General features: G+C 67.0%; 21 protein-coding genes, 1 tRNA gene and 1 pseudogene. 13 read left to right on the forward strand and 10 right to left on the reverse strand.

From position 1 onward, the window contains the following. Window positions 1–194: 194 nt before the first annotated feature. The 7 genes from FS769_RS08720 to FS769_RS16835 all read left to right on the forward strand — a co-directional run bounded on the left by FS769_RS08720 (window position 195) and on the right by FS769_RS16835 (window position 7,099). Window positions 195–758 (forward strand): DUF402 domain-containing protein, encoded by a 564-nt coding sequence (locus tag FS769_RS08720; protein WP_144832490.1) that lies wholly within the window; start codon window positions 195–197, stop codon window positions 756–758. 66 nt (window positions 759–824) lie between these two features. Next, entirely contained in the window at window positions 825–1,487 is a 663-nt protein-coding gene (locus FS769_RS08725; protein ID WP_230705186.1) for a class I SAM-dependent methyltransferase, read from the forward strand. Window positions 1,488–1,551: 64 nt separating this feature from the next. Further along, complete coding sequence (locus tag FS769_RS08730) at window positions 1,552–2,613, forward strand: polyprenyl synthetase family protein (RefSeq protein WP_396652415.1); 1,062 nt, start codon at window positions 1,552–1,554, stop codon at window positions 2,611–2,613. Between the two features lie 38 nt (window positions 2,614–2,651). Beyond that, complete coding sequence (locus tag FS769_RS08735; RefSeq protein ID WP_144832495.1) at window positions 2,652–4,025, forward strand: FAD-dependent oxidoreductase; 1,374 nt, start codon at window positions 2,652–2,654, stop codon at window positions 4,023–4,025. A gap of 199 nt (window positions 4,026–4,224) precedes the next feature. Continuing rightward, the gene (locus FS769_RS08740; RefSeq protein ID WP_144832499.1) at window positions 4,225–5,187 is read left to right on the forward strand and encodes an alpha/beta hydrolase; all 963 of its coding nucleotides are present in this window, start codon (window positions 4,225–4,227) and stop codon (window positions 5,185–5,187) included. A gap of 20 nt (window positions 5,188–5,207) precedes the next feature. Next, entirely contained in the window at window positions 5,208–6,911 is a 1,704-nt protein-coding gene (locus FS769_RS08745) for an AMP-binding protein (RefSeq protein WP_144832501.1), read from the forward strand. Window positions 6,912–6,958: 47 nt separating this feature from the next. Next, window positions 6,959–7,099 carry a hypothetical protein gene (locus FS769_RS16835; RefSeq protein ID WP_176786349.1) on the forward strand — a complete coding sequence of 47 codons (141 nt, stop codon included), beginning with the start codon at window positions 6,959–6,961 and terminating at the stop codon, window positions 7,097–7,099. Between the two features lie 14 nt (window positions 7,100–7,113). Here the strand turns inward: FS769_RS16835 and FS769_RS16840 are convergent, their stop codons facing one another. The 4 genes from FS769_RS16840 to FS769_RS08760 form a co-directional block, all read right to left on the reverse strand. Then, window positions 7,114–7,269: a hypothetical protein gene (locus FS769_RS16840; RefSeq protein ID WP_186325512.1), complete on the reverse strand. Its 156-nt coding sequence runs from the start codon at window positions 7,267–7,269 to the stop codon at window positions 7,114–7,116. Continuing rightward, window positions 7,266–7,907, reverse strand: coding sequence for a dihydrofolate reductase family protein (locus FS769_RS08750; protein ID WP_144832504.1), 642 nt, complete (start codon window positions 7,905–7,907; stop codon window positions 7,266–7,268). The genes FS769_RS16840 and FS769_RS08750 overlap by 4 nt, the downstream gene beginning before the upstream one ends. Before the next feature lie 70 nt (window positions 7,908–7,977). After that, entirely contained in the window at window positions 7,978–9,099 is a 1,122-nt protein-coding gene (locus FS769_RS08755; RefSeq protein ID WP_222123916.1) for a YihY/virulence factor BrkB family protein, read from the reverse strand. A gap of 194 nt (window positions 9,100–9,293) precedes the next feature. Then, on the reverse strand, window positions 9,294–9,782 hold the full coding sequence (locus FS769_RS08760; protein ID WP_144832507.1) for a YajQ family cyclic di-GMP-binding protein: 489 nt from the start codon (window positions 9,780–9,782) through the stop codon (window positions 9,294–9,296). A gap of 95 nt (window positions 9,783–9,877) precedes the next feature. On the opposite strand from FS769_RS08760, the gene FS769_RS08765 reads away from it, so the two are divergent. From FS769_RS08765 to FS769_RS08775, 3 genes are all read left to right on the forward strand, one after another. After that, window positions 9,878–10,378, forward strand: a complete 501-nt coding sequence (locus FS769_RS08765; RefSeq protein WP_144832510.1) for an FBP domain-containing protein — start codon at window positions 9,878–9,880, stop codon at window positions 10,376–10,378. Next, window positions 10,375–11,256 carry a PfkB family carbohydrate kinase gene (locus tag FS769_RS08770; RefSeq protein ID WP_144832513.1) on the forward strand — a complete coding sequence of 294 codons (882 nt, stop codon included), beginning with the start codon at window positions 10,375–10,377 and terminating at the stop codon, window positions 11,254–11,256. The genes FS769_RS08765 and FS769_RS08770 overlap by 4 nt, the downstream gene beginning before the upstream one ends. A 91-nt stretch (window positions 11,257–11,347) precedes the next feature. Beyond that, a tRNA-Tyr gene (locus FS769_RS08775) sits at window positions 11,348–11,432 on the forward strand. A 353-nt stretch (window positions 11,433–11,785) separates the two neighbouring features. On the opposite strand, the gene FS769_RS08780 is transcribed toward FS769_RS08775, so the two are convergent. The 6 genes and pseudogenes from FS769_RS08780 to FS769_RS17240 all read right to left on the reverse strand — a co-directional run. Then, on the reverse strand, window positions 11,786–12,367 hold the full coding sequence (locus tag FS769_RS08780; RefSeq protein WP_144832516.1) for a hypothetical protein: 582 nt from the start codon (window positions 12,365–12,367) through the stop codon (window positions 11,786–11,788). Window positions 12,368–12,410: 43 nt separating this feature from the next. Beyond that, a complete protein-coding gene (locus FS769_RS08785) occupies window positions 12,411–13,184 on the reverse strand; it encodes an ImmA/IrrE family metallo-endopeptidase (RefSeq protein WP_144832519.1) in 774 nt (257 codons plus the stop codon). Then, entirely contained in the window at window positions 13,177–13,530 is a 354-nt protein-coding gene (locus FS769_RS08790) for a helix-turn-helix transcriptional regulator (RefSeq protein WP_144832522.1), read from the reverse strand. The genes FS769_RS08785 and FS769_RS08790 overlap by 8 nt, the downstream gene beginning before the upstream one ends. A 900-nt stretch (window positions 13,531–14,430) precedes the next feature. Next, window positions 14,431–15,345 (reverse strand): TIR domain-containing protein, encoded by a 915-nt coding sequence (locus tag FS769_RS08795; protein ID WP_144832525.1) that lies wholly within the window; start codon window positions 15,343–15,345, stop codon window positions 14,431–14,433. A 106-nt stretch (window positions 15,346–15,451) separates the two neighbouring features. Further along, window positions 15,452–16,423, reverse strand: coding sequence for a hypothetical protein (locus FS769_RS17070; RefSeq protein ID WP_260979725.1), 972 nt, complete (start codon window positions 16,421–16,423; stop codon window positions 15,452–15,454). Between the two features lie 121 nt (window positions 16,424–16,544). Then, window positions 16,545–16,841, reverse strand: a pseudogene (locus FS769_RS17240) (helix-turn-helix domain-containing protein); the annotation flags it as partial. A 29-nt stretch (window positions 16,842–16,870) separates the two neighbouring features. On the opposite strand from FS769_RS17240, the gene FS769_RS08810 reads away from it, so the two are divergent. Genes FS769_RS08810 through FS769_RS08820 form a run of 3 tightly spaced genes read left to right on the forward strand, consistent with a single transcriptional unit; the run spans window position 16,871 to window position 21,227 of the window. Then, window positions 16,871–17,932: a hypothetical protein gene (locus FS769_RS08810; protein ID WP_144832535.1), complete on the forward strand. Its 1,062-nt coding sequence runs from the start codon at window positions 16,871–16,873 to the stop codon at window positions 17,930–17,932. Beyond that, complete coding sequence (locus FS769_RS08815; protein WP_144832538.1) at window positions 17,932–19,368, forward strand: hypothetical protein; 1,437 nt, start codon at window positions 17,932–17,934, stop codon at window positions 19,366–19,368. Before FS769_RS08810 ends, FS769_RS08815 begins: the two co-directional genes overlap by 1 nt. Continuing rightward, window positions 19,365–21,227, forward strand: coding sequence for a DEAD/DEAH box helicase (locus FS769_RS08820; protein WP_144832541.1), 1,863 nt, complete (start codon window positions 19,365–19,367; stop codon window positions 21,225–21,227). The genes FS769_RS08815 and FS769_RS08820 overlap by 4 nt, the downstream gene beginning before the upstream one ends. The last annotated feature ends 2 nt before the right edge of the window (window positions 21,228–21,229 follow it).

The raw sequence follows: 21,229 nt of genomic DNA on the forward strand, positions 1-21,229 counted from the left end.
CGCACTCGCCGGCCCGGAGGTGCACGGCATCCGGATGCTACGGCGTCGAAGCGACGGGGCGTGCACGACGCAGGGGAATCGTCCCGGCGGGCGGTCCAGGCTGCTCCCGGGCGAGGAGAGCGCCTCGGAATTCCTGCGTTGTGTCGGGATGGGGATGCGCCGACCCCCGTCGGAGCGCGTTTTAGACTCCGAACATGAATCCTCGACCCGCACCCGGCACCCGGCTGATGTTCGAGTGGCGCAAATGGGACGGCTCCCCGCACTGGGTGCAGGACAGCGTGTACCTCGGCTCCGACGCCTGGGGCGAGTGGTTCGGCCAGCAGGTCGGGTGGCGCAGCGCCCGCCCGGGCGCGGAGTTCGTGTGCCGTCAGCCCAACGTGACCCTCGTGCCCGCGAGCGGCGACTGGGCGTTCACGCACAACGCCGACCCCCACCCGGTCGCGGTGTACATCGACCTGGCGTGGGACATCCGCTGGCACGACGACGGGGTGCCCCGCGGCATCGACATGGACCTCGACGTGGTGCGCCGTACCGACGAGCGGGGCACGTGGATCGACGACCGCGACGAGTGGGACGAGCACCGCGTGCGCTACGGCTACCCCAGCGACATCGTGCAGCACCTCGACGCCACCGCGAGCGACCTCGAGCGCCGCGTGCGCGAGCGCGAGGCGCCGTTCAACGACGAGGTCACCGGGCCGTGGCTGCACCGGCTCGCGGCTCTGGCAAGCCCCGGCGACGACGCGGTGGAGCCCGCCTAGACTCGACGGGTGAGCAGCGACCCCAACCGCGCCGACCTCGGTAAAGACCCGCAGCGCGTCAGCGGCATGTTCGACCAGGTGGCGGCAGCCTACGACCGCACCAATTCGGTGCTGAGCCTCGGCAACGACCGCTTCTGGCGCGTCGCGACCCTGCGCGCCGTCGCGCCGCAGCGGGGGGAGCGCATCCTCGACCTCGCCGCGGGCACCGGCACCTCGTCGATGGCGTTCGTGCCGAGCGGGGCGCACGTGGTCGCGGCCGACTTCTCCAAGGGCATGATCGCCGAGGGGCGACGCCGCCACGGCGACGTCCCGAACCTCGAGTTCGTGCAGGCGGATGCCACCGACCTGCCGTTCGCCGACGGCGAGTTCGACGCGGTGACGATGTCGTTCGGTCTGCGCAACGTCAACGACCCCCGTCGCGCGCTGCGGGAACTCCGCCGCGTCACCCGCCCCGGCGGGCGCATCGTCGTGTGCGAGTTCTCGCACCCGCAGTCGCGCGCCTTCAACAGCCTGTACCGCTTCTACAACGGCCGGGTGCTGCCCGTCGTGGCCAAGGCCGTGAGCTCGAACGCCGAGGCCTACGACTACCTCAACGAGTCGATCCGCGACTGGCCGAACCAGCCGACGCTCGCGCAGTGGATGCGCGACGCGGGATGGGACGAGGTGGCCTACCGCAACCTCACGTTCGGCATCGTGGCCCTGCACCGCGGGATCAACCCGGGCGTGTGAGCCCACTGTCAAGCCGTCGAGATACCCGCGACGGCCCGCGACCGCGCCAGGATAGGCTGAAACCGTGACCCCGAGACCGCACGCGGCAGGCTCGCGCCTGTCCGGCAAGATGGGCCTGAGCGACCGCATCTTCGCAGGCCTGCGTTCGCGCACCCTCCTCAGCACCGTCGAGGCGGGGCTCGCCCGGGTCGAGAGCGAGCTCGAGGGCGAGGTGCGCAGCGCCGACAAGCTCGCCGACGTCACCGCCCGCTACCTCTACGAGGCCGGCGGCAAGCGCGTGCGGCCCATGCTCGCGATCCTCACCGCGCAGCTCGGTCAGGGTACGACGAAAGAGGTCGTCGAGGTCGCCACGGCGCTCGAGCTCACGCACCTCGGTTCGCTCTACCACGACGACGTCATGGACGGCGCCGACAAGCGCCGCGGCGTCCCCAGCGCGCAGACGGTCTGGGGCAACAACATCGCCATCCTCACCGGCGACCTGCTCTTCGCCCGCGCGAGCCAGCTGATGGCCCGCCGCGGGGAGCGCGCGATCCAGCTGCAGGCCGACACGTTCGAGCGCCTCGTGCTCGGGCAGATGCACGAGACCGTGGGCCCGCAGGAGGGCGACGAGCCCGTCGACTTCTACCTCAAGGTGCTCGCCGACAAGACCGGTTCGCTGATCGCCGCGGCCGCGCAGTCGGGTGTCATCTACTCGGGGGCTCCCGAGGAGTTCGAAGAGCCGATGGTCGTCTTCGGCGAGAAGGCGGGTGTCGCCTTCCAGTTGCTCGACGACGTGATCGACCTCTCGCCCGACCCGTCCGAGACGGGCAAGGTACCCGGCACCGACCTGCGCGCGGGCGTGCCGACCATGCCCTACCTGCTTCTCGGTCACCGCTCCGACACGGCATCCGCCGATCTGCGCGCGCGCATCGACGAGGGGCAGGAGCGCATCGCCGCCGGCGCCGACCCGTCGATCCTCGACGCGCCGCTCGCCGAGCTGCGCGACCACGAGACCACGCACGAGACCCTGAGCCTCGCGCACCAGTGGTCGCAAGAGGCGATCGACGCCCTTGCGCCGCTTCCCGACGGCGCTGTGCGCGAGGCGCTGACGCGCTTCGCCCGCGCCGTGGCCGACCGCTCGGCCTGACCCTTTCCACCCCCCCCGATCGCGATCGAGAGGAACCCATGACGAAGCTGCGCCTCGCCATCGTCGGAGCCGGCCCCGCCGGTATCTACGCCGCCGACATCCTGCTGAAGTCCGAGCGTCAGTTCGACGTCTCCATCGACCTGTTCGAGCAGCTGCCCGCGCCCTACGGTCTCGTCCGCTACGGCGTCGCCCCCGACCACCCGCGCATCAAGGGTGTCGTCACGGCCCTGCGCGAGGTGCTCGACCGCGGCGACATCCGCATCTTCGGCAACGTGCGCTTCGGCGAGGACATCACCCTCGACGACCTCAAGAAGCACTACAACGCGGTCATCTTCTCGACCGGCGCCATCCGCGACGCCGACCTCGACATCCCCGGCATCGACGCGAAGGGCTCCTACGGCGCCGCCGACTTCGTCAGCTGGTTCGACGGCCACCCCGACGTGCCGCGCGAATGGCCGCTCCAGGCCGAGTCGGTCGCCGTGATCGGCAACGGCAACGTCGCCCTCGACGTGACCCGCATGCTGGCCAAGCACGCCGACGACCTGCTGCCCACCGAGGTGCCCGACAACGTGTACCAGGGGCTCAAGGCCTCGCCGGTCACCGACGTGCACGTCTTCGGTCGTCGCGGTCCCGCCCAGGTGAAGTTCACTCCGCTCGAGCTGCGCGAGCTCGGCGAGCTGCGCGACGTCGACATGGTCGTCTACGACGAGGACTTCGACTACGACGAGGCCTCGAAGACCGCGATCGAGACCAACAAGCAGGTCAAGGTCATCGACCGCGTGCTGCAGCAGTGGCGCACCCGCCCGGGCGTGAACAACGCCGGGGGCGAGGCGTCGCGTCGCCTGCACCTGCACTTCTGGGCGAAGCCGCTCGAGGTCGTCACCGACGACGAGGGCCGGGTCTCCGCCTTCCGGTACGAGCGCACGAAGCCCGACGCCGAGGGCGGGGTCGTCGGCACCGGCGAGATCCGCGAGGTCGCGATCCAGGCGATCTACCGCGCCGTCGGCTACTTCGGCTCTCCTCTGAAGGACATCCCCTTCGACGAGCGTCACGGCGTCATCCCCAACCACGAGGGCCAGGTGCTGTCGGCCGACTCGAACTCGCGGATGCCGGGTCTGTACGCGACCGGCTGGATCAAGCGCGGCCCCGTCGGTCTCATCGGCCACACCAAGTCAGATGCCATGGAGACGGTGCGCCACGTCATCAACGACCAGGCCGAATGGTGGCGCCCCGAGCACCCCGAGGAAGACGCCATTCCGGCTCTGCTCGAGGAGCGCGGCGTGCGCTGGACCGACCTCGACGGCTGGCACCGCCTCGACGAGCACGAGGTCGCCCTCGGTGCTCCGCACGAGCGTGCGCGCATCAAGGTCGTGCCCCGCGACGAGATGATCAAGATCTCGCGCGGCGAGTAATCCTCCCCGCTGAAGAGCCGCCCCGTCGTGTCGACGCGGGCGGCTCTTCTCGCGCGGGCGGCGGTACCGAACTCCGGAGATTCGGCCGGTGAACCCCCTTGAACCGGCTGCGCGGGCCCGTTCGACGCGAGATCTCCGGAGTTCGGCACGGGCAAGCCGGGCCGGTGCCTCAGGAAAACGCCCGTCGTAGGCTGGGGCGATGGGGGAGTGGCGACCGGACATTCTCGGCGACGGGTTCGAGCAGCAGACGCTGCCGCTGGGCAGCGATGCCGAGGGCGAGGTCGTCGCCACCCTCGTCCGCTCCCGTCCCCATGCCGGCGCCCGGCTGTTCGGCGCCCTGCGCGAGGTCGACGTGCTGTACGTGCACGGCTGGTCGGACTACTTCTTCCAAACCGACCTCGCGCGTTTCTTCACCGACCGCGGGGCGCGCTTTCACGCCCTCGACCTGCGCAAGTACGGCCGGAGTCTGCGGCCCGGCCAGGCGCCGGGCTACGTCGCCGCCCTCGACGTGTACGACGCCGATATCGCGGCTGCGCTCGAGGTCATGGGCACGTCCGCCGAGGGGCGACGCCTCGTGCTCCTCGGCCACAGCACGGGCGGCCTCACCCTCACACTCTGGGCCGCGCGGCATCCGGGCGTCGCCGACGCTCTCGTGCTGAACAGCCCGTGGCTCGAACTGCAGCTCGGCCCGCTCGCGCGCCAGGCCCTGGCGCCGATCGTGCAGGCGCGCGCCCGCTTCGACCCGCTCGGCACTCATCCGGTGGTCGACCTCGGCTTCTACACGCGCGCCCAGCGCGATCTCGGCACTCTCCCCGACAGCCCCGAGGGGTGGCGCCCGGCGCAGGGCTTCCCGACCCACCCCGGCTGGCTCGCCGCGATCATCGCGGGGCACGCGCGGGTGGCATCCGGAGTCGACGTCGGCTGCCCGGCGCTCGTGCTTCTCTCGGCGCGTTCGACCCCGGCCCTGTCGTGGAACGACGCGATGCGCGCGACCGACTCGGTGCTCGTCGTCGACGACATCGCCCGCGCCGCCACCCGCATCTCGAGCACCGTCACCATCACGCGCATCGACGGGGCCCTGCACGACGTCTTCCTGTCGGCTCCGGATGCCAGGGCTCGGGCCTTCGACGCGCTCGATGCCGGCATGAGAGGTCTAGCGTAGAACGCGTTCGAAGGAGCTCCATGACCCCCACCGCCGCGTCCGCGACCGAGCACTACCGCGCCGCTCGCGACCACCTCCTCGCCGTCCGCTCCAACCCCGCCGCCGCCGCGGACTTCTCGTGGCCGCAGTTCGAGGGGCCGTTCAACTGGGCGATCGATTGGTTCGACCCGATGGCCCGCGGCAACGGCGACACGGCGCTCATCGTCGTCGACGACGACGGCACGCACCACGAGCGCACGTTCGACGAGCTCGCGCGGCGCTCCGACCAGGTCGCCGCGTGGCTCGAGACGCGGGGCGTCCGCCGCGGCGAGACCGTGCTGCTCATGCTCGACAACCAGGTCGAGCTGTGGGAGGCGATGCTCGGCATCATGAAGCTCGGCGGCGTCATCGCCCCGACCACGACGGCGCTCGGCTCGGTCGACCTCGCCGACCGCATCGCGCGCGCCGAGATCCGCCATGTCGTCGTCGGAGCGACGGATGCCGAGAAGTTCGACGACCTGCCCGAGGGTCTCGGTCGCATCGTCGTGGGCGGTTCGCACGCGGGGTGGGCGACCTACTCGGACGCCTTCGCCATCGAGGCGGAGCCCGCTCGGCATCCGGGAACCACCGCCGACGAGCGCCTGCTGCTCTACTTCACCTCGGGAACCACCTCGAAGCCCAAGCTCGTCGAGCACACGCACTCGTCGTACCCGGTGGGCCACCTCACGACGATGTACTGGCTGGGGCTGCAGCCCGGCGACGTGCACCTCGCCATCAGTTCGCCCGGGTGGGCCAAGCACGCGTGGAGCCTGTTCTTCGCCCCGTGGATCGCCGGGGCGACGGTGCTCGCCCTCAACTACTCGCGTTTCTCGGCGGAGCGCCTGCTCACGGAGCTCGAGAACGACCGCGTCACCACCTTCTGCGCGCCGCCGACAGTGTGGCGCATGCTCATCCAGGCCGATCTGACCGGGCGTCGCGGGTCGCTGCGCGAGGTCGTGTCGGCGGGCGAGCCGCTCAATCCCGAGGTGATCGCCTCGGTGCAGCGCGCGTGGGGCCTCGACATCCGCGACGGGTACGGGCAGACCGAGATGACCGCGGTCGTCGCGAACACCCCCGGCGCCGACCTCGTGCCGGGCTCGATGGGGCGGCCGCTGCCCGGATGCCCGGTCGTGCTCGTCGACCCGGTGACGGGCGAGCGCACCGACGAGGGCGAGATCTGCATCGACCTCGCCGAGCGACCCGTCAACCTCATGACCGGGTACGTGGGCGACCCCGAGCGCAACGCCGAGGCGTTCGCCGACGGGCTCTTCCACACCGGCGACGTCGCGCGACGTGATGAGACGGGCAGCATCACCTACATCGGCCGCACCGACGACGTCTTCAAGGCGTCGGACTACAAGATCAGTCCGTTCGAGCTCGAGAGCGTGCTGATCGAGCACCCGGCGGTCATGGAGGCCGCGGTCGTTCCCGCACCCGACGAGCTGCGCCTCGCCGTGCCAAAGGCGTACATCGTGCTCGCCGGCGGTCACGAGGCGGGCGAGGAGGTCGCCCTCGACATCCTGCGCTTCGCGCGCGAGCGGCTCGCCCCGTTCCAGCGCGTGCGCCGCGTCGAGTTCTTCGAGCTGCCCAAGACGATCTCGGGCAAGATCCGCCGCGTCGAACTGCGTCAGCGCGAAGAGGCGGTGTTCCGCGGAGAGGTCGACTGCGTGGAGTGGACGGATGCCGCCCTGCGGGGCGATCGCTGACGCGCAAGCCCCTCGCGGTCGCCGTTTCCGCGTGTGAGCATCGATCCATGGAAAAGGATCAGAAGCAGCCGTTCGAGAACCCTTCCGTCGACGACGACAGCGACATGCCCTCGCTGATGGAGGAGCGCAACATCGGTCGCGAGACCGAGCGCGAGATCACCCAGATGATCAACGGCATCGAGGGCTGACAGGCCCCCGCGACTCACACCGGCTCGGTCGTGCGGATCAGTCCGCAGTTCACGCACGACCACGCGACGAGGAACCGCTCGTCATCGAGGATCTCGAACCGCAGGGGGTCGCCGCACGTCGGGCACGTGAGTGGGCTGAGGGGCTGCTCCATCGGGCTCTCCGCGCTCACCGCGCGAAGGTGACGTGCACGACGCCGCTCTCGGCGACCTCGGAGGTGACGGTGTAGTCCTCGTCGAGGTTGCGCAGGTCGTCCCAGAGGCGGCCGCCGCGCCCGAGGATCACGGGGCGGACGGCGACGTGCAGACGGTCGACGAGACCCGCAGCCAGCGCGGAGCGCACCGTCGAGAGGCCACCACCGACTCGCACGTCCGCGCCGTTCGCGAGGTCGGTCGCCCGGGCCACGGCATCCGTGATGCTCTCCGACGAGAACTCGAAGCGCGTGCCGTCGGCGAAAGAGAGGGGTGCGCGCTCGCGGTGCGTGAGCACGATCACCGGCACCTCAAAGGGCGGCTCGTCACCCCACCACCCGCGCCAGTCGGGGTCGTCGGGGAAGGAGTGCAGGCCGAACATGGCCGCGCCCATCACCTCGGCGCCGATGCCCTCGAAGTACCCGGCGGCGTAGCGGTCGTCGACGCCGGTCGTGCCCGCGCCGGAGGTGTCGCGGAAGACGCGCTCGCGGAACGTCCTCGTGGCCATGTAATCGGCGACGAGCCGGCCCCAGTCCTCACCCATCGGGTTCTCGGGGGTGGGGTCGGCGGGCATCGCCACCCCGTCGAGCGAGATGTTCAGATCGACGCGGACGGCCATGGCGTGCTCCAAAGGTGGTGGGGAGGCGCAACCGAGGTGCGCGTTCGGAGACGATGCTAGCCGCGCGCCCTCACTTGCGCCGCAGCTGCCACCAGCGTCGGCGACGTTGGGGCGCGGGGCGCGCGACGGCCGCGGGGGCCTCGTCGCGACCGGCGCCTCGACGGATGCGGCGGCCCTCGGCGATGTCAGCCTCTTCCTTCTTCTCCCGCTTGTCGCTCTGGCGGGTGTCGCGGGGCGGAAGCTGGATGTCCGCCTCCGCGGCCATTCCGGCCTGAAGCTGACGCCCCCGCTCGAGCTCCGCGTCGAACTCGGCGCCGAAGAGCAGTGCGAGATTGGCGATCCACAGCCACAGCAGGAAGACGATCACGCCGGCGAGCGAGCCGTAGGTGCGGTCGTAGTTCGAGAAGTTCGCGACGTAGAAGCCGAACCCGGCGGTGGCGGCGGCCAGCACCACGATGGCGATGATCGCGCCGAGACTGAGCCACCGGAACTTCGGCTGCTTGGCGTTCGGGGTGGCGTAGTAGAGCACCGCCACGAGGAAGACGATGACCAGGAGCATGACCGGCCATTTCGCGATGTCCCAGGCGACCTGCACGCCCTCGCCGAGTCCAAGTGCCTCACCGATCGCGGTCGTGACCGGGCCGCTGATCACGAGTCCGAGGGCGACGAGCACGAGGGCGACGACGGCGATCAGGGTCACGACCAGCTGCATCGGGCGCAGCTTCCAGAACGGCCGACCTTCGTCGATCTCGTAGATGCGGTTCATCGCGCGGCTGAAAGCTCCGACGTACCCGGAGGCGGACCACAGGGCGAGGACCGTTCCGCTGATGAGGGCGAACCCGGCGGCCGGCGAACCGGCGATCTGCTCGATGGGGCCGGCCAGCGTGTCGGCGGCGCTGGGCGCGACGTCGCGGACGATGCCGATGACGGCCTCCGCTGCGGCATCCCCTTGGCCGACGACGCCGAGGATCGAGAAGATCGCGAGCAGCGCCGGAAAGAGCGCGAGCACGGCGTAGTAGACGAGGCCGGCTGCGGCGTCGGTGCATTGGTCGGCGCTGAACTCGCGCAGCGTCTTGCGCAGCACGTATTTCCACGAGCGCTCGTGCAGGTCGGTGGGTGCATCTGGCTTGCGTCCGTCTTCGGGATCGTCGGCGTCAGTGCGGGTGTGCCGCTCCAGGGTGTGCTTGGCCATCTCGACTCCCGCGGGGATGCCCCGTGTCTCTGCGCTCCGCGTCGTTCGCGGCCGCTTCGGGAGTCTGGGGGCCGGATGCCGTTTCACGTCCGCCCCTTGCCGGGATGTGCCGCTCGGGGTAACGCAGACGGAAAAGGACCGTCGGGGGCGTGGTGCCCCGACGGTCCTTTTCGGCTCTGCGGCCGAGTTCCGCGTCAGCGGTAGTTGGTGAACTGCAAGTCGACGTCGAGGTCGGCGGCCTTGAGGATGCGCTGGACTTCCTGAAGGTCGTCGCGCGACTTCGACTGCACGCGCAGCTCGTCGCCCTGGATCTGCGACTTGACGCCCTTGGGGCCCTCGTCGCGGATGATCTTGTTCACCTTCTTGGCGTCTTCTTGCGAGATGCCCTCTTTGAGAGTCGAGGTGATGCGGTACTCCTTGCCGCTCGGCACGGGCTCGCCCGCATCGAGGCTCTTCAGCGAGATGCCGCGCTTGATGAGCTTGGTCTGGAACACGTCGAGCACGGCGTTCGCGCGCTCTTCCGAGTTCGCCTTGATGACGATCGAGTCGCCGCTCCAGGCGATGGAGGCGTCGGTGCCCTTGAAGTCGTAGCGCTGTTCGACCTCTTTGTGCGCCTGGTTGAGCGCGTTGTCGGCTTCCTGCCGGTCGATCTTGGAGACGATGTCGAACGAAGAATCAGCCATGGCTCGATTCTATTCGGGAGGTTCGCTCGTGCACCCCCTGGACATCGCGGTCGGGCCCGCCCCGGGTGGTCCGGGCGCTCGTAGACTCGGATGCCATGCGAGCACTCACCGAAGACGAGGTCCGCGACGCGTTCGTCAACGCCGCACCCGAGGAACTGCGGGTAATGAGCCTGCCCCACGACTTCGTCTTGACCGACTGGGATCACCTGGACTTCCTCGCGTGGCGCGACCCTCGCACCCGCGGACGCGGCTACATCGTCGCCGAGCACGAGGGTGAGCCCGCGGCGATCGTGCTGCGCGTGGCCGACGGACAGTCGCGGGCGCGCTCGGCGATGTGCAACCTCTGCCACACGATGCAGCCCGGTGACCAGGTCGCGCTGTTCACCGCGCGCAAGGCCGGCACCGCCGGCGAGCACGGCGACACCGTGGGCACGTACATCTGCGCCGACATGTCGTGCCACGAGACCGTGCGCCTCGCCGCCCCTCTCGCGCCCAGCGAGATCCGTGCGAGCGTCGACCGCAAGATCGACGGCGCCAAGCGCCGCACCGAGGAGTTCGTCGCCCGTGTGCTCGACGCCGCCGAGGTGTCGCGATGACCGGACGGGTGGTCGTCGTCGGTGACGCGCTCATCGACGAGATCCGCGACGACACCGGCGTGCGCGAGTTCGTCGGCGGGGCCGCACTCAACGTCGCCGTGGGGCTCTCGCGGCTCGGCGTTCCGGCCACGCTCCTCGCAATGGTCGGGGACGATGCGGCGGGAGAGCAGATCCGCTCCTTCCTCGCCGAGTACGACGTCGAACTGCTCGCGAGTCCCGCGCCGCACGGGTCGTCGCGCGCGGTGAGCACGCGTTCGCCCGAGGGCGAGCCCGTCTATGTCTTCAACGAGGCCGCCCAGAACCGCCGTGTGGCGTACGGCGAGGCCGAACGTGCAGCGATTGCCGCGGCTCCCATGGTCGTGGTCAGCTGCTTCCCCTTCGACGACGCGGACCAGACCGCGCTGCTGGTGGAGGCCACGGCATCCGCCTCCACCCCGCTCGCGATCGACCCCAACCCCCGCAGCGGCATGTTGCGGGATCGCGGCGAGTTCGTGCGCGGGTTCGAGAAGGCGGCATCCGGTGCCCTTCTCGTGAAGGTCGGCGAAGACGACGCGCAGCTGCTCTACGACGCGCCGCTCGACGACCTGCGGAAGAAGCTCGTCGGCCTGGGCGTCGAGGCCGTGCTCGCGACGTACGGCGCCGGTGGGGCCGCGATCGACGCGGGTGCGACGACCGTCTCGCGGGGCATCTCCGACCTGCCCGGACGCATCATCGACACGATGGGCGGGGGCGACGCCGTGCTCGCCACCACCGCCGCGCTCGTGCGCGACCGGCTGCCCGCGGATGCGGGTGAGTGGGATGCCGTGCTCTCGCGCGCCATGGACGTCGCGGCCGCGACCTGCCGCCACGAGGGTGCTCTGCTGCGCACGCCGGAGTGAGGTCGGCGATGGTTTCGAGCATCGCCCGCGGGATAGTAGAGTGGTCTATCGCGCCTCCGGTCGACTGAACAAGCCGGACGGGTGCGCACCTGGCGAGTTACCCAAGCGGCCAAAGGGATCTGACTGTAAATCAGACTGCATTGCATTCGGGGGTTCGAATCCCTCACTCGCCACCACGGGGTATCCCCTTATCTCAGGGATTTTGTCCCCGTATCTCAAATCTCCGTCCGGGCCAGGCCCGAAATCGGACCTGGCCGGAGGTGTTTTCTGGGCCTGGTGGCGCCTCGCGCGTTCTGCTGGAGCGAGTGAGTTGCGCTCGTTGGGTAAGCGGTCGGGTGGCGGATTCCGCTGGCGGGGGGACTGCCTTAAGCCTCTCGGAGGGGGCGTGAGGCTTGTGTGAGGTCGCGGCGTGAGTCGTCGAGCCGCTCCATTTTCATCTAGCTCATCCGCGAATGCTCGTCAGTGAGCTCGAATGCGACCCGAACGCCGCGGACGCACCAAGGTCGAGAATTCGACCGGACCGGCCGGCTTAGGTCAACCGGTCCGCCTGGCTGCCGTACAAAACTGTGTCGGCGAACAACCGGGACTGCACAATGGGATCGTCGATGGCGGGCAGGCCCTTGCTATGTCGGGAGATGTCCGCGTAGACGCTGGTCATGGTGGCCCTATCGGGCACCAGGCCGAGTAGTGCCGCTTTGCCGAGAACGGTAAGGGAGCTGATGAAGTCGAGGCCGTGCTGATTGGTCAGGCGTTGACCGCCGCCGTCGTCCACCACCACGACCACCCTTTCACCATGTTCTCTTAGTGCAGCGGCGTGGGCGACAGCCATTGTCTCGCCGAGGTCTTTGGCGCGGTGCGCCACCTCCGCGCGGGGGAATCCGAAGAGTTTTGATACCCACCTGTCGAGGACCTCGTCGTCCCCAACCTGGTGGGTGGCGATGGCGAGTCGGTTGCGCCGTGCGGCTCCCTGCAGGTTGGATGCAGCGCGCGTGTACGGCAGGATCTCCGTCGACTTGTAGCCCACCTCGTCGGCAACGTCTTGCGGAACGAGAACGGAAGCACTGACCGCCTGTAGGACACCCAGGAGCACATCTGTGTGACCCGTTCCCATGAAACGCAGGCATGGGCCTGTGTCCAAAATTGTGACATCCAACCTAGAGGTCATCGAGTGAGAGTTCCCCTCCGGTCACCGGGGGAACAATACCTTCAGCCTCAAACCGGCGTCGCAGTTGCTCCACCGGAGCGCCCTCCACGACCGCGACCGCTTCCAACGGCAGCTGGTGCAGCAGATAGGCGTCCGTGGCGTTGGCAAGCATCCGTGCTGGCGGGAGAGAAGTCAGGGATTCTTTGACCCGGATGTCGCGCGCGTCGGCCCAGCCGTATCGAAGAGCGAGCGATGACGCTTCCGCGCTCGACCATTCTGACGCGAGAGACTCTCCGATATATCCGAAGCGCCGGAGTTGGATGGCAGCGACCTGTCCGGAGACGCGGAAGTGCTCGACGATGTTCGAGAGCATCCGGAGGCCGCCACCGTCGTTGCCACCCCCCGTGAAGAACGCCTCGAGCTCATGGCGTGGCAGGAGGAGGTGCCGGGCGAAGGCATGCGCTTGCAGCTCGCTCGCGTCGTCCTTCTCGGGAGTGTGCAGATGCCCGAAGACGAGATGGCCAATCTCATGAGCGAGTGAGAAGCGCTGACGCTCGGGGTTGTCCGAGGTGGCGATGGCAATGAGAACCACCTCCGTCTCCGGGTCCCGTTTGGTGACGGCGTCGGCAACGGCCGGCATTTTCATGAAGGCGACGTCAGCATGGAAGACCCGACTGGCGATGGCAGGTAGGTCGAGCACCGGTGCGGTGATCTCGTATCGACTCTGAAACTCGCGTGCACGCGACTCCCCGAGATCGTCCTGCGAGAAGTCCATGTCACGCATGGGCGCCCACTTTCGTGTACCGCAAGTGCGCGTCCAACTCCATGAGGTAGTCGAGGCGGTCGTGGAGCGATCCCAGCTCTTGGTTCTCCGACTCGGACAGGTTGCGGCTCTTCAGCCGCGTGACCGACACGAGACGCTCGCGCACCGGGCCGCTGACCGATATCGACTCGACAGTTCGACCCAGCGCATTCGCCACGGCGCCCAGTTGACCCAGCGTGGGTTCTTTGCCGTCCTCGATACGCTGCCAGGTCGACTGGGAGATCCCCGCTCGCTTTGCGGCCTCCCGCTGATTTAGGCCGAGCGCGTTGCGTGCGTCACGCACTCGGGTCGCGAGGTTCTCGCTCATCGTTCCTCCAGAATCATCGAACTGACACTTGATTCAACCACGAGTGTCCGACATCGATTCCCACTCGGGGGCGCTGGCCGTGACCTCGTCGCGGGTGGACCTCTGGGGGCCGCAGGAGTCGGCCGCGGCTCTCGTGACGGGCCATCTCGCCACCCCGGTCGGCGCCGGCGGACTTGCGCCCCGGAGGGGAGCAGAGAGCCCGGTCAATGTCTCCTCTCGGCGCGCCCCCTACTCTGTGACTGTGACAGGCGACGAGCTGCAGCGACCGATGATGTTTCGTACACGGGGGCCGGTGATGCTGTCTGATCTGACGCTGGTAGACGTGAGACAACTGCGCGACTGGTGGGTCGACGACGTCAACAATGGCAACCGAGAGTTGCATCGGTGTCGGCGTTCGTGCGGACTCACGGAGGATGGACGCCACGCTCCCGACTGCCAGTACGTTCAGGGCGTTGACGTGGACGCGGCGATAAGGAGCGCGGTCTCCTACCTTCAACGTCCTCATCCTGCGCCGTCCGTACCCACTTTCGTCACCGCGGACACAATGGGGTTGGCCGAAGGATCACGGCAGACTGAGCTGACGCTCTCCTTCATCACAGATCCCATCGCCGTTGGCCACGACGGACGGTACTCGAACGGTCGTCATCGCATACGAACGATTCTCGGTGGCGGTGTCGTTGGGTATGTCCCCGTCGCGCAGGGGGGGCAACACTGGTGATGAGCTGAGGTGAAGCGACTGCGTTCGGCTTTCCCGCCAGCGCACCAGCCGGGGCTGCTGGACGGTGTCGACGTCTGCCGGGCGCTGGTCCTGCGGAACGGGCCATTCGCCCGCTGAGGCGGGTAGCGAGTCCTGTCACCGTGAGTCCGGCCCAGTCAGTTCGACGGTCGCGGTCCTCCGTGTTATCCCTCCGGGAACGTGCCTGCAGTGCGCCATCCCTCGTGGTTCTGGTGGACTGCGAGCTCGCAATTGATCAAACGCGTGATGAGCGCGCGACGGCTATCCACGTCGTTTCTCAGCCAGACGTAATTGAGACCATCTATGTCGCTGAGGGGACGCACGTCTCCAATGCGCACGAGCACGACCTTGTCCGGGCGGAGAGCCATCGCCCACCCCGCCTCGAAGATGACGTTCTGGCGCGCCTGGCCCGAGGGGGAAGCCTCCCGTGGATCATCCCTACCCGGCTGGAAGAAGTCGTGTTTGACGTATCCCAGGTCGTCGGGCGTCATCAGGACAACCACGGCGTCGGACATGTCAATGCCCGCCCGCACGATGTCGAGCGTGTGCGGGGTGCCGCCCCCCGCGTGCGTTGTCGCTTCGTCCCAGGTCACGACCCGCAGATCGAGTGAGGTGAGGAAAGCAACAAGTGATTTGTGTGCCGTGGTGTCGCGCCCGTGGACGACGAACACGTAACGACTTGTATGGGCCTCCGCGGCTTTTCGGGGTTCAGGAGCGGAAGTCCCCGGGCGAGCGAACTGCCGTCTCGGGGCATGTGCCGCGACGGGTGGCGTCGCGCCGGGCGAGGGGACGTGTCCATCCATCTGCTGCCAGAAGTCCTGAGATTCCGGGCTGCCCTTACCAAACTGCCGGCTCATTCCGGAGGCCGGCGTCGAAATGTACGAGATGAGCTGGTCGAGCTTCTCGCGCCTGTTGAGCTGACCGACCAGGTAGTTGGCCTTCTGCAGCTTGTTCATACTGCGGTCGGTGGGCACCCCAATCTCGTACCGCAGGTAAAGGCTGTCGAGCAAGGAGTGGGTTGCCTCGCGTTCGAGGAATTGCGCGAGGGATTGTTGTATCGCGCCGCTGAACTTCGTCATGCAGGCCTTTCAGGTGAGCTGTAACCCTATCCGGGGGTGTGCTCGCGTGCGCGGCGGGACGCCCGGCGCAGAAACAACAAGCGAGCGAGCAACGCGCCACCGGCGTTCAATAGCGGTCGAGGAGGCTGTCTTGCACACTGGCGACGACCTCCTTCGAGGCATTTTTCCATCCGAAGCGCTGGAAGAGTTGGCGGGCAAGCTCGGCTGCGACGGGCTTGTGCTGGCCCTCGTCAAAGTACGGCGGCAAAATCTCGGTTTGCGTCCAATTGTCGTCGGCCATCGCGTACTCGTGAAGGAATGGGCGTCCGAGCTTGCGTGCAGTGAGTTGCCAGCCCTGAGCGTCCACCAGCGATACCGACACGGAGAAGGGCTGGTCCGGCGCTACCCGTTGCTGCAGGCGCGCGGCGAAGTGCGCCACGTCTGTGATGAAGTGCACCGGAAGGGAAAGGGGCAGATAGTGAGTGCCACCCTCACCGGCGCCCACTCCGCCCGGATCGGGGCCGAATCTCGTGGGCAGGGGGCGAACGAGAAGGAATTGTCCAGATTGAAACAACGCCCAAGTCTGCAACGCTGGCCCGTGCGTGTTCCCGAACAGATACGTCGCGCCGCGCTCCACAGAGCGCAGGTCGGGGAGTGTCGCATCGGCCGACACGGCGGAACCGTTCAGGGTTGCCTGCAGCGACTCGTACTCGATTTGGTCAGGCCGATAGTGCACCGGGTGCACCCATGCCATCAAACGCGGGCAGTCGATATAGGCCTGCGAGTCGGCGCGCTGCAGGTAGGTGTCTCGTTCGGTCCCGAAGGGCGGAGGCGCGTCGAGCGCTGCGCCAAAACCGACATTGCGCGCGGTTTGCAGGTACGCCCGGACACCTTTCTCGACGGCGAGTTGCAGCAGTTCGCGCAACTCGTTCGGCGTTTGCTGCGGGCTGGTTTCCGCCTTTGCCATCGACCGGGTGTAGAGCCGGCCCACGTGGATGTTCTGCTGGTGGGCACGCTTGGAGAGGACCGGCACGAGATCGAATTCTTTGACTTCGACCACGACGACGGACCGACCGTCCGGCAGCGCGCGCTCTGCCACAGCGAGCTGCACTGGGGGGGGCTGCGTAGGCGTTGATCTTGCTCATGACGTTGTCGACGTCAGTCCACTGCGCGACGAGATGGCTGTCCATGCCGCTGTTGGGACCCAGCGGTTGTTTATCGTCCACACCCAGGACGACGTGCCCGCCGTCGCGCATATTGGCCATGGCTAAGCACGCGCGAGCGACCACTGCGAGATAGTCCTTGGTGTTCAGGTCCCCGGCGGCTTTGAACTCGACCCGCCGGGTCTCGCTGCCTGCTTCGACGAGCAAGCGCACGTCCTCATCTGTAAGCACTAGGCCAATGTAGGCGTTCACTCTCGGCGACTTTCGCGCGGAGCGATGAGACGGGCATCCCTGGGATGAGCACGTCGCCTGTCGGTACACTGCAAGAGCTGCGACGGCGTGGCAGCTTCGCACGGGGGGGTGCAATGCTCACAGAGGATGACGTGCGCGTGCTGCGCGCGTGCACCGGCAAATTGAACGCAAGCTCCGCTATCGCATGGGTCGCTGAAGGGCGGCGGCTCACCACAAACGACAGCCGGCAGCTTCTCGGTCCGTTACTCAAGGCGACTTCCTCGCAACTTCCTCTCGCGGATGAGGCGCTGTGGCGCGTGTCCCGTGACCTGTTGGCGAGTGACGTGGACAGCTCTGCGATGAGCGGTGAGGTCGCGCTGACCCCGACGCAGTGCGATGCCGCTCTCCGATTGCTCGCTGCCTTCCGCCCCTTGTCGGCCGTGCGTGGTGACGACCTCCAGCGCGCCTTCGCGCAGGATACGAACGTCATGGAGGTTTTTCTTCAGATCGCGGGTCTCACATGGAAGGACGCCCGGCGACTCTCGTCGGTGGAGTTGCCGGCCGAACCTTCGCCCTTTTTGACACCCCTGCAATTTGCCTCGATTGTGGCCCTTGTGCATTTCGCCCGCGTGACGCGCGGTCGTGCGCCCGTTGAAGTGATTACTTCGGACTTGCCCCCGGACGAGGTGCTCGACAGCTCGCACGCCAACGGCGTGTCCCTTGGGACGCTGCTCGCTCAACGCGCCGCCGGGGGCACCTGGCTCGCGCATCGGTCTCGGACGAGTGCGTCCGTGCGGATAGATGTCGTCTCCGACATCTGCGACGACCTGCAAGCCGCCGGCGTGCCTTTCCGCGCCAGCATCAAAGATCGTCCGTACACAAAATCTGCACGCTACCTCTCCGAGGAGGTGTGCGCGCCCGGCAAACGGATCGGCCAGCTCGCCATCGTTGTTCGGTCCTCGAACGGCACCCCGGCAGCGGCCGTTTGTGTAGCTGTGGCCCAGGACGGAGGAACCGCGCGGAAGACCGCGGCGACCCTTCTCCCGGTTCCATTGGCGCTCACTATCCCTGCGTACCTGCTGCTGGCCGGCCCGGGGTGGCAATCACGAACCGAGACGCTCGGGCTGTTCCATGCCTTCGAAGGGCGTGTCTTCACTGATCGCGGTCGCACCGATCTGGTCGCGGCCCTGCAACAGCAATACGAAGGAGCCTGATGACTCAGCCCATTACCGACGAAGCCCGCAGACAGGTCATCGCTGCGGCGCAAGAGGCGGCTAAGACCGCTGTTGCCGAAGGCTCCGCCGCGGCGGCTCAGCTCTTCTACAAGGGCCAGACCATCACCCTGCCGGTCGCTCGAGTGAATTTGGACTACGTCCTGCTGAATCCCGGCAGCCACCGTATCGGAGGCCAGGTTCAGTCGTTACCGCAAGATAAGCGCAAGCTCCTCGAAGAGGACCCTCTCGGCGCCCCCGCACAGAAGTTGATTTCTGACCTCCTTCGGGAGACTGCGGGGTACAAGCGCATCCTTGAGACGCTCCGCGTGCAAGACCAGCGCCACGAAGGCGTGATCACCGATGCCGGTGTGCTCATCAATGCCAACACCCGCGCCGTAGCTCTGCGCGAGCTCGGTCAGCAGTACATCAACGTCGTTATCCTGCCCTCGGACGCAGAAGACACCGAATTCAACGAGATCGAGTTGCGGCTGCAGATGGCCGTCAACATCCAACAGGACTACAGCTTCACCTCGCAGCTGCTGTTCATCGCTGATCTTGTAACGAGCGGTCGCACCATCGATGAGATCGGTCGACACCTCCGGCCCGATCTGACAAGCAACGCCTCCGACTTGAAGAAGGCGAAGAACGAAGTTGAGCAGGAATTGCGTCTGCTTGCCCTGGTGAAGGAGCTCGTCGCGCTCGGCGGAGGCAACCTCGTCTACACCGACTTGGACGACAGTCGCCAGGCTCTGATCGAGATCGACAATGACTATCAGACCAGCAAGAACAAGGATCGCGAGGCAGCAGACCGGGTGAAGTACGCCCAGCTCACGGCCATGTTGTCACGGGTCGACTACAGGAAGATCCGCGGTATCGACGGCGCCCTCATCGACGGCTACATCGTCGACGCGTTGGAAGAGGATGGCGTCCTCGCAGGCCGAGTTCAGGACCTCCTTTCCTCTAACGAGACCGATTCGGACGCACCCCTCGATGGGCTCGATTTCCTCGACGACGACGACGATGAGGATGACGGCCCGGGGACGCAGACACCGGCATCTTTCAAGCGGCTTCTCACCCTCATTGCCCGAGCTGACCCTGAAGGCGAAGTGTCGCTGCCCGGAGTGGGAGACCAGCCGGATACAACGGTATCGACGGTGACTATCCGTTCTGCAATCCAGAACGCGTTCGTCGTGGCGCTGAAAAGCCGCGACCAGAACGCAGCTGCGGGCGACACCCTGAGTGCTCCCACTCGGTTGTTGAAATCGGCGGCAAGAAGTATTGACGATGCCCTTGCCGCCTTTGAGGACGTTCGAACGGATCCGGGCTTCGACCGAGACGCCTTCGACCGCGCCGTGGAGAAGCTGGAGCGAGCATACGAGTCGCTCAGCGACACGCTCGATGAGCAGCTGCCCGAGGCAGAGGTCATCGCTTCGTGACGGCTCGTCTCAGTCTCGCGCTGCGCGGGACCACCGTACGCGCGACGCGCAACGACGTCCCCGACGCTTTCTGGTTCACCCTTCTTTCTGAATGGGGGACAGGGGGTGCCGATGTGAGTCGCCATCTCGACACGACCGTCGACCGGGTATTGCGGCGCACGGACTGGCTGAAAAGGGCGTGCGAGCAATTCGTTGTCAGCATCGACTGGGATGACGCTCTGTCGTCACTGATGCGCTCACTTCAGCAGGATCGGGTGCGCCTGCGAACCATCTTGGCCGAGGGTCCCGCATTGGACGCCGCGCAAGTGCAAGAGCGGCTGAGCGGCACCCGGTTCACCCGCACTCTCCGCCCCTTCCAAGTTCGTGACCTCGGGAAGCTGTTGGCCTTGGACAACGGTGCGAACTTCTCGGTACCGGGTGCAGGCAAGACCACGGTCGCGCTCGCGACTTACGAGGCCGAACGCATCGCCGGTCGCGTCGCGCAAATGCTTGTCGTCGCGCCGCTGTCCGCATTCGAAGCATGGAAAGACGGGATCAACGACTGCTTCGACGGAGCCAAACCTACAATCGCGAGCGTAACGGGGGACACCATCCCCAACGCCGAGATCGTGCTGGTGAACTATCACCGCTTGGATAACAGGTTCGACGCGCTTGCCGCCTGGGCGCGCGAGCGGCCGACGCTGCTGCTGCTCGATGAAGCGCACCGTATGAAGCGGGGGTGGGACGGTGCGTTCGGGACCGCGTGCTTGAACATGGCGCCGCTGGCCGCTCGACGAGATATCCTGACCGGCACCCCTGCGCCGCAGAGCCCCGGGGATCTCACTGCGCTCATCGATTTCCTGTGGCCGGGGCAGGCGCGCAGGATCCTTCCGCAGGACGCACTCAGTCTGCCCGCCGCTCCGGATGCGGGGCAGCGGGTCGCTGAAGCGATCAGACCGCTGTTCGTTCGCACCAAGAAGTCCGACTTGGAATTGCGCGACCCGCAACTGAGAGTTGTGACCGTCGACCCCAGCGAGTTGCAGTCGCAAATTTACGCTGCGCTACGAGACCGGTATAGCGGCGCGCTTGCCGTGTCTATGAACGACCGAGCGCGACTCGTTCGTATGGGTGCCGTAGTGATGTACCTGCTCGAGGCAGCGACCAACCCTAAGTTGCTGTCCGCGGGTTCGACGGCGGACGACGTTGACGAGTTCCGACACCCGCCTTTGGACGTGCCCCCGGATTCGACACTGTGGGAACTCATCCGGCGCTACAACCAGTACGAGACCCCGACGAAATTCGAGCAGCTCGCCCGCATCGTGCACGAGAACGCAGAACAGGGACGGAAAACGCTCGTTTGGACAAATTTTGTCCGAAACATCCACACCCTCAAGCGTCTGCTGTCCCGCTATGAACCGGCAACGATCTACGGGGCCATCCCTCCCGAGGCCAGCGCCTCCGAGTCCGATGTCACCCGAGAACAGGAGTTGGCGCGCTTTCGCGATAAGGACGGACCTTGCAAAGTGCTTCTTGCCAACCCCGCCGCGATGAGTGAGGGCGTCAGCCTGCACCACGACGCTCACGACGCCGTTTACCTTGACCGCACTTTCAACGCAGGTCAGTATCTGCAATCGCTGGACCGGATTCACCGCCTCGGCTTGAAACCGGACGACGAGACGCGCATCACCTTTCTCGTCACGCGTGGCACCGTCGACGAGGTCATCGACGCGCGAGTGAAAGCGAAGGCGACGCTGCTGGGAGAGATGTTGGACGACCCCGACATCGAAACAATGGCGTTGCCCTCCAATGATCAGTACGGCGATCCCGTAGATGTCCAGGACCTCGAAGCGTTGTTCCGGCATCTCCGGGGCGAGGGATAGCG

The organism is Microbacterium sp. BH-3-3-3, from assembly GCF_007679045.1.
Taxonomy (GTDB): domain Bacteria; phylum Actinomycetota; class Actinomycetes; order Actinomycetales; family Microbacteriaceae; genus Microbacterium; species Microbacterium algihabitans.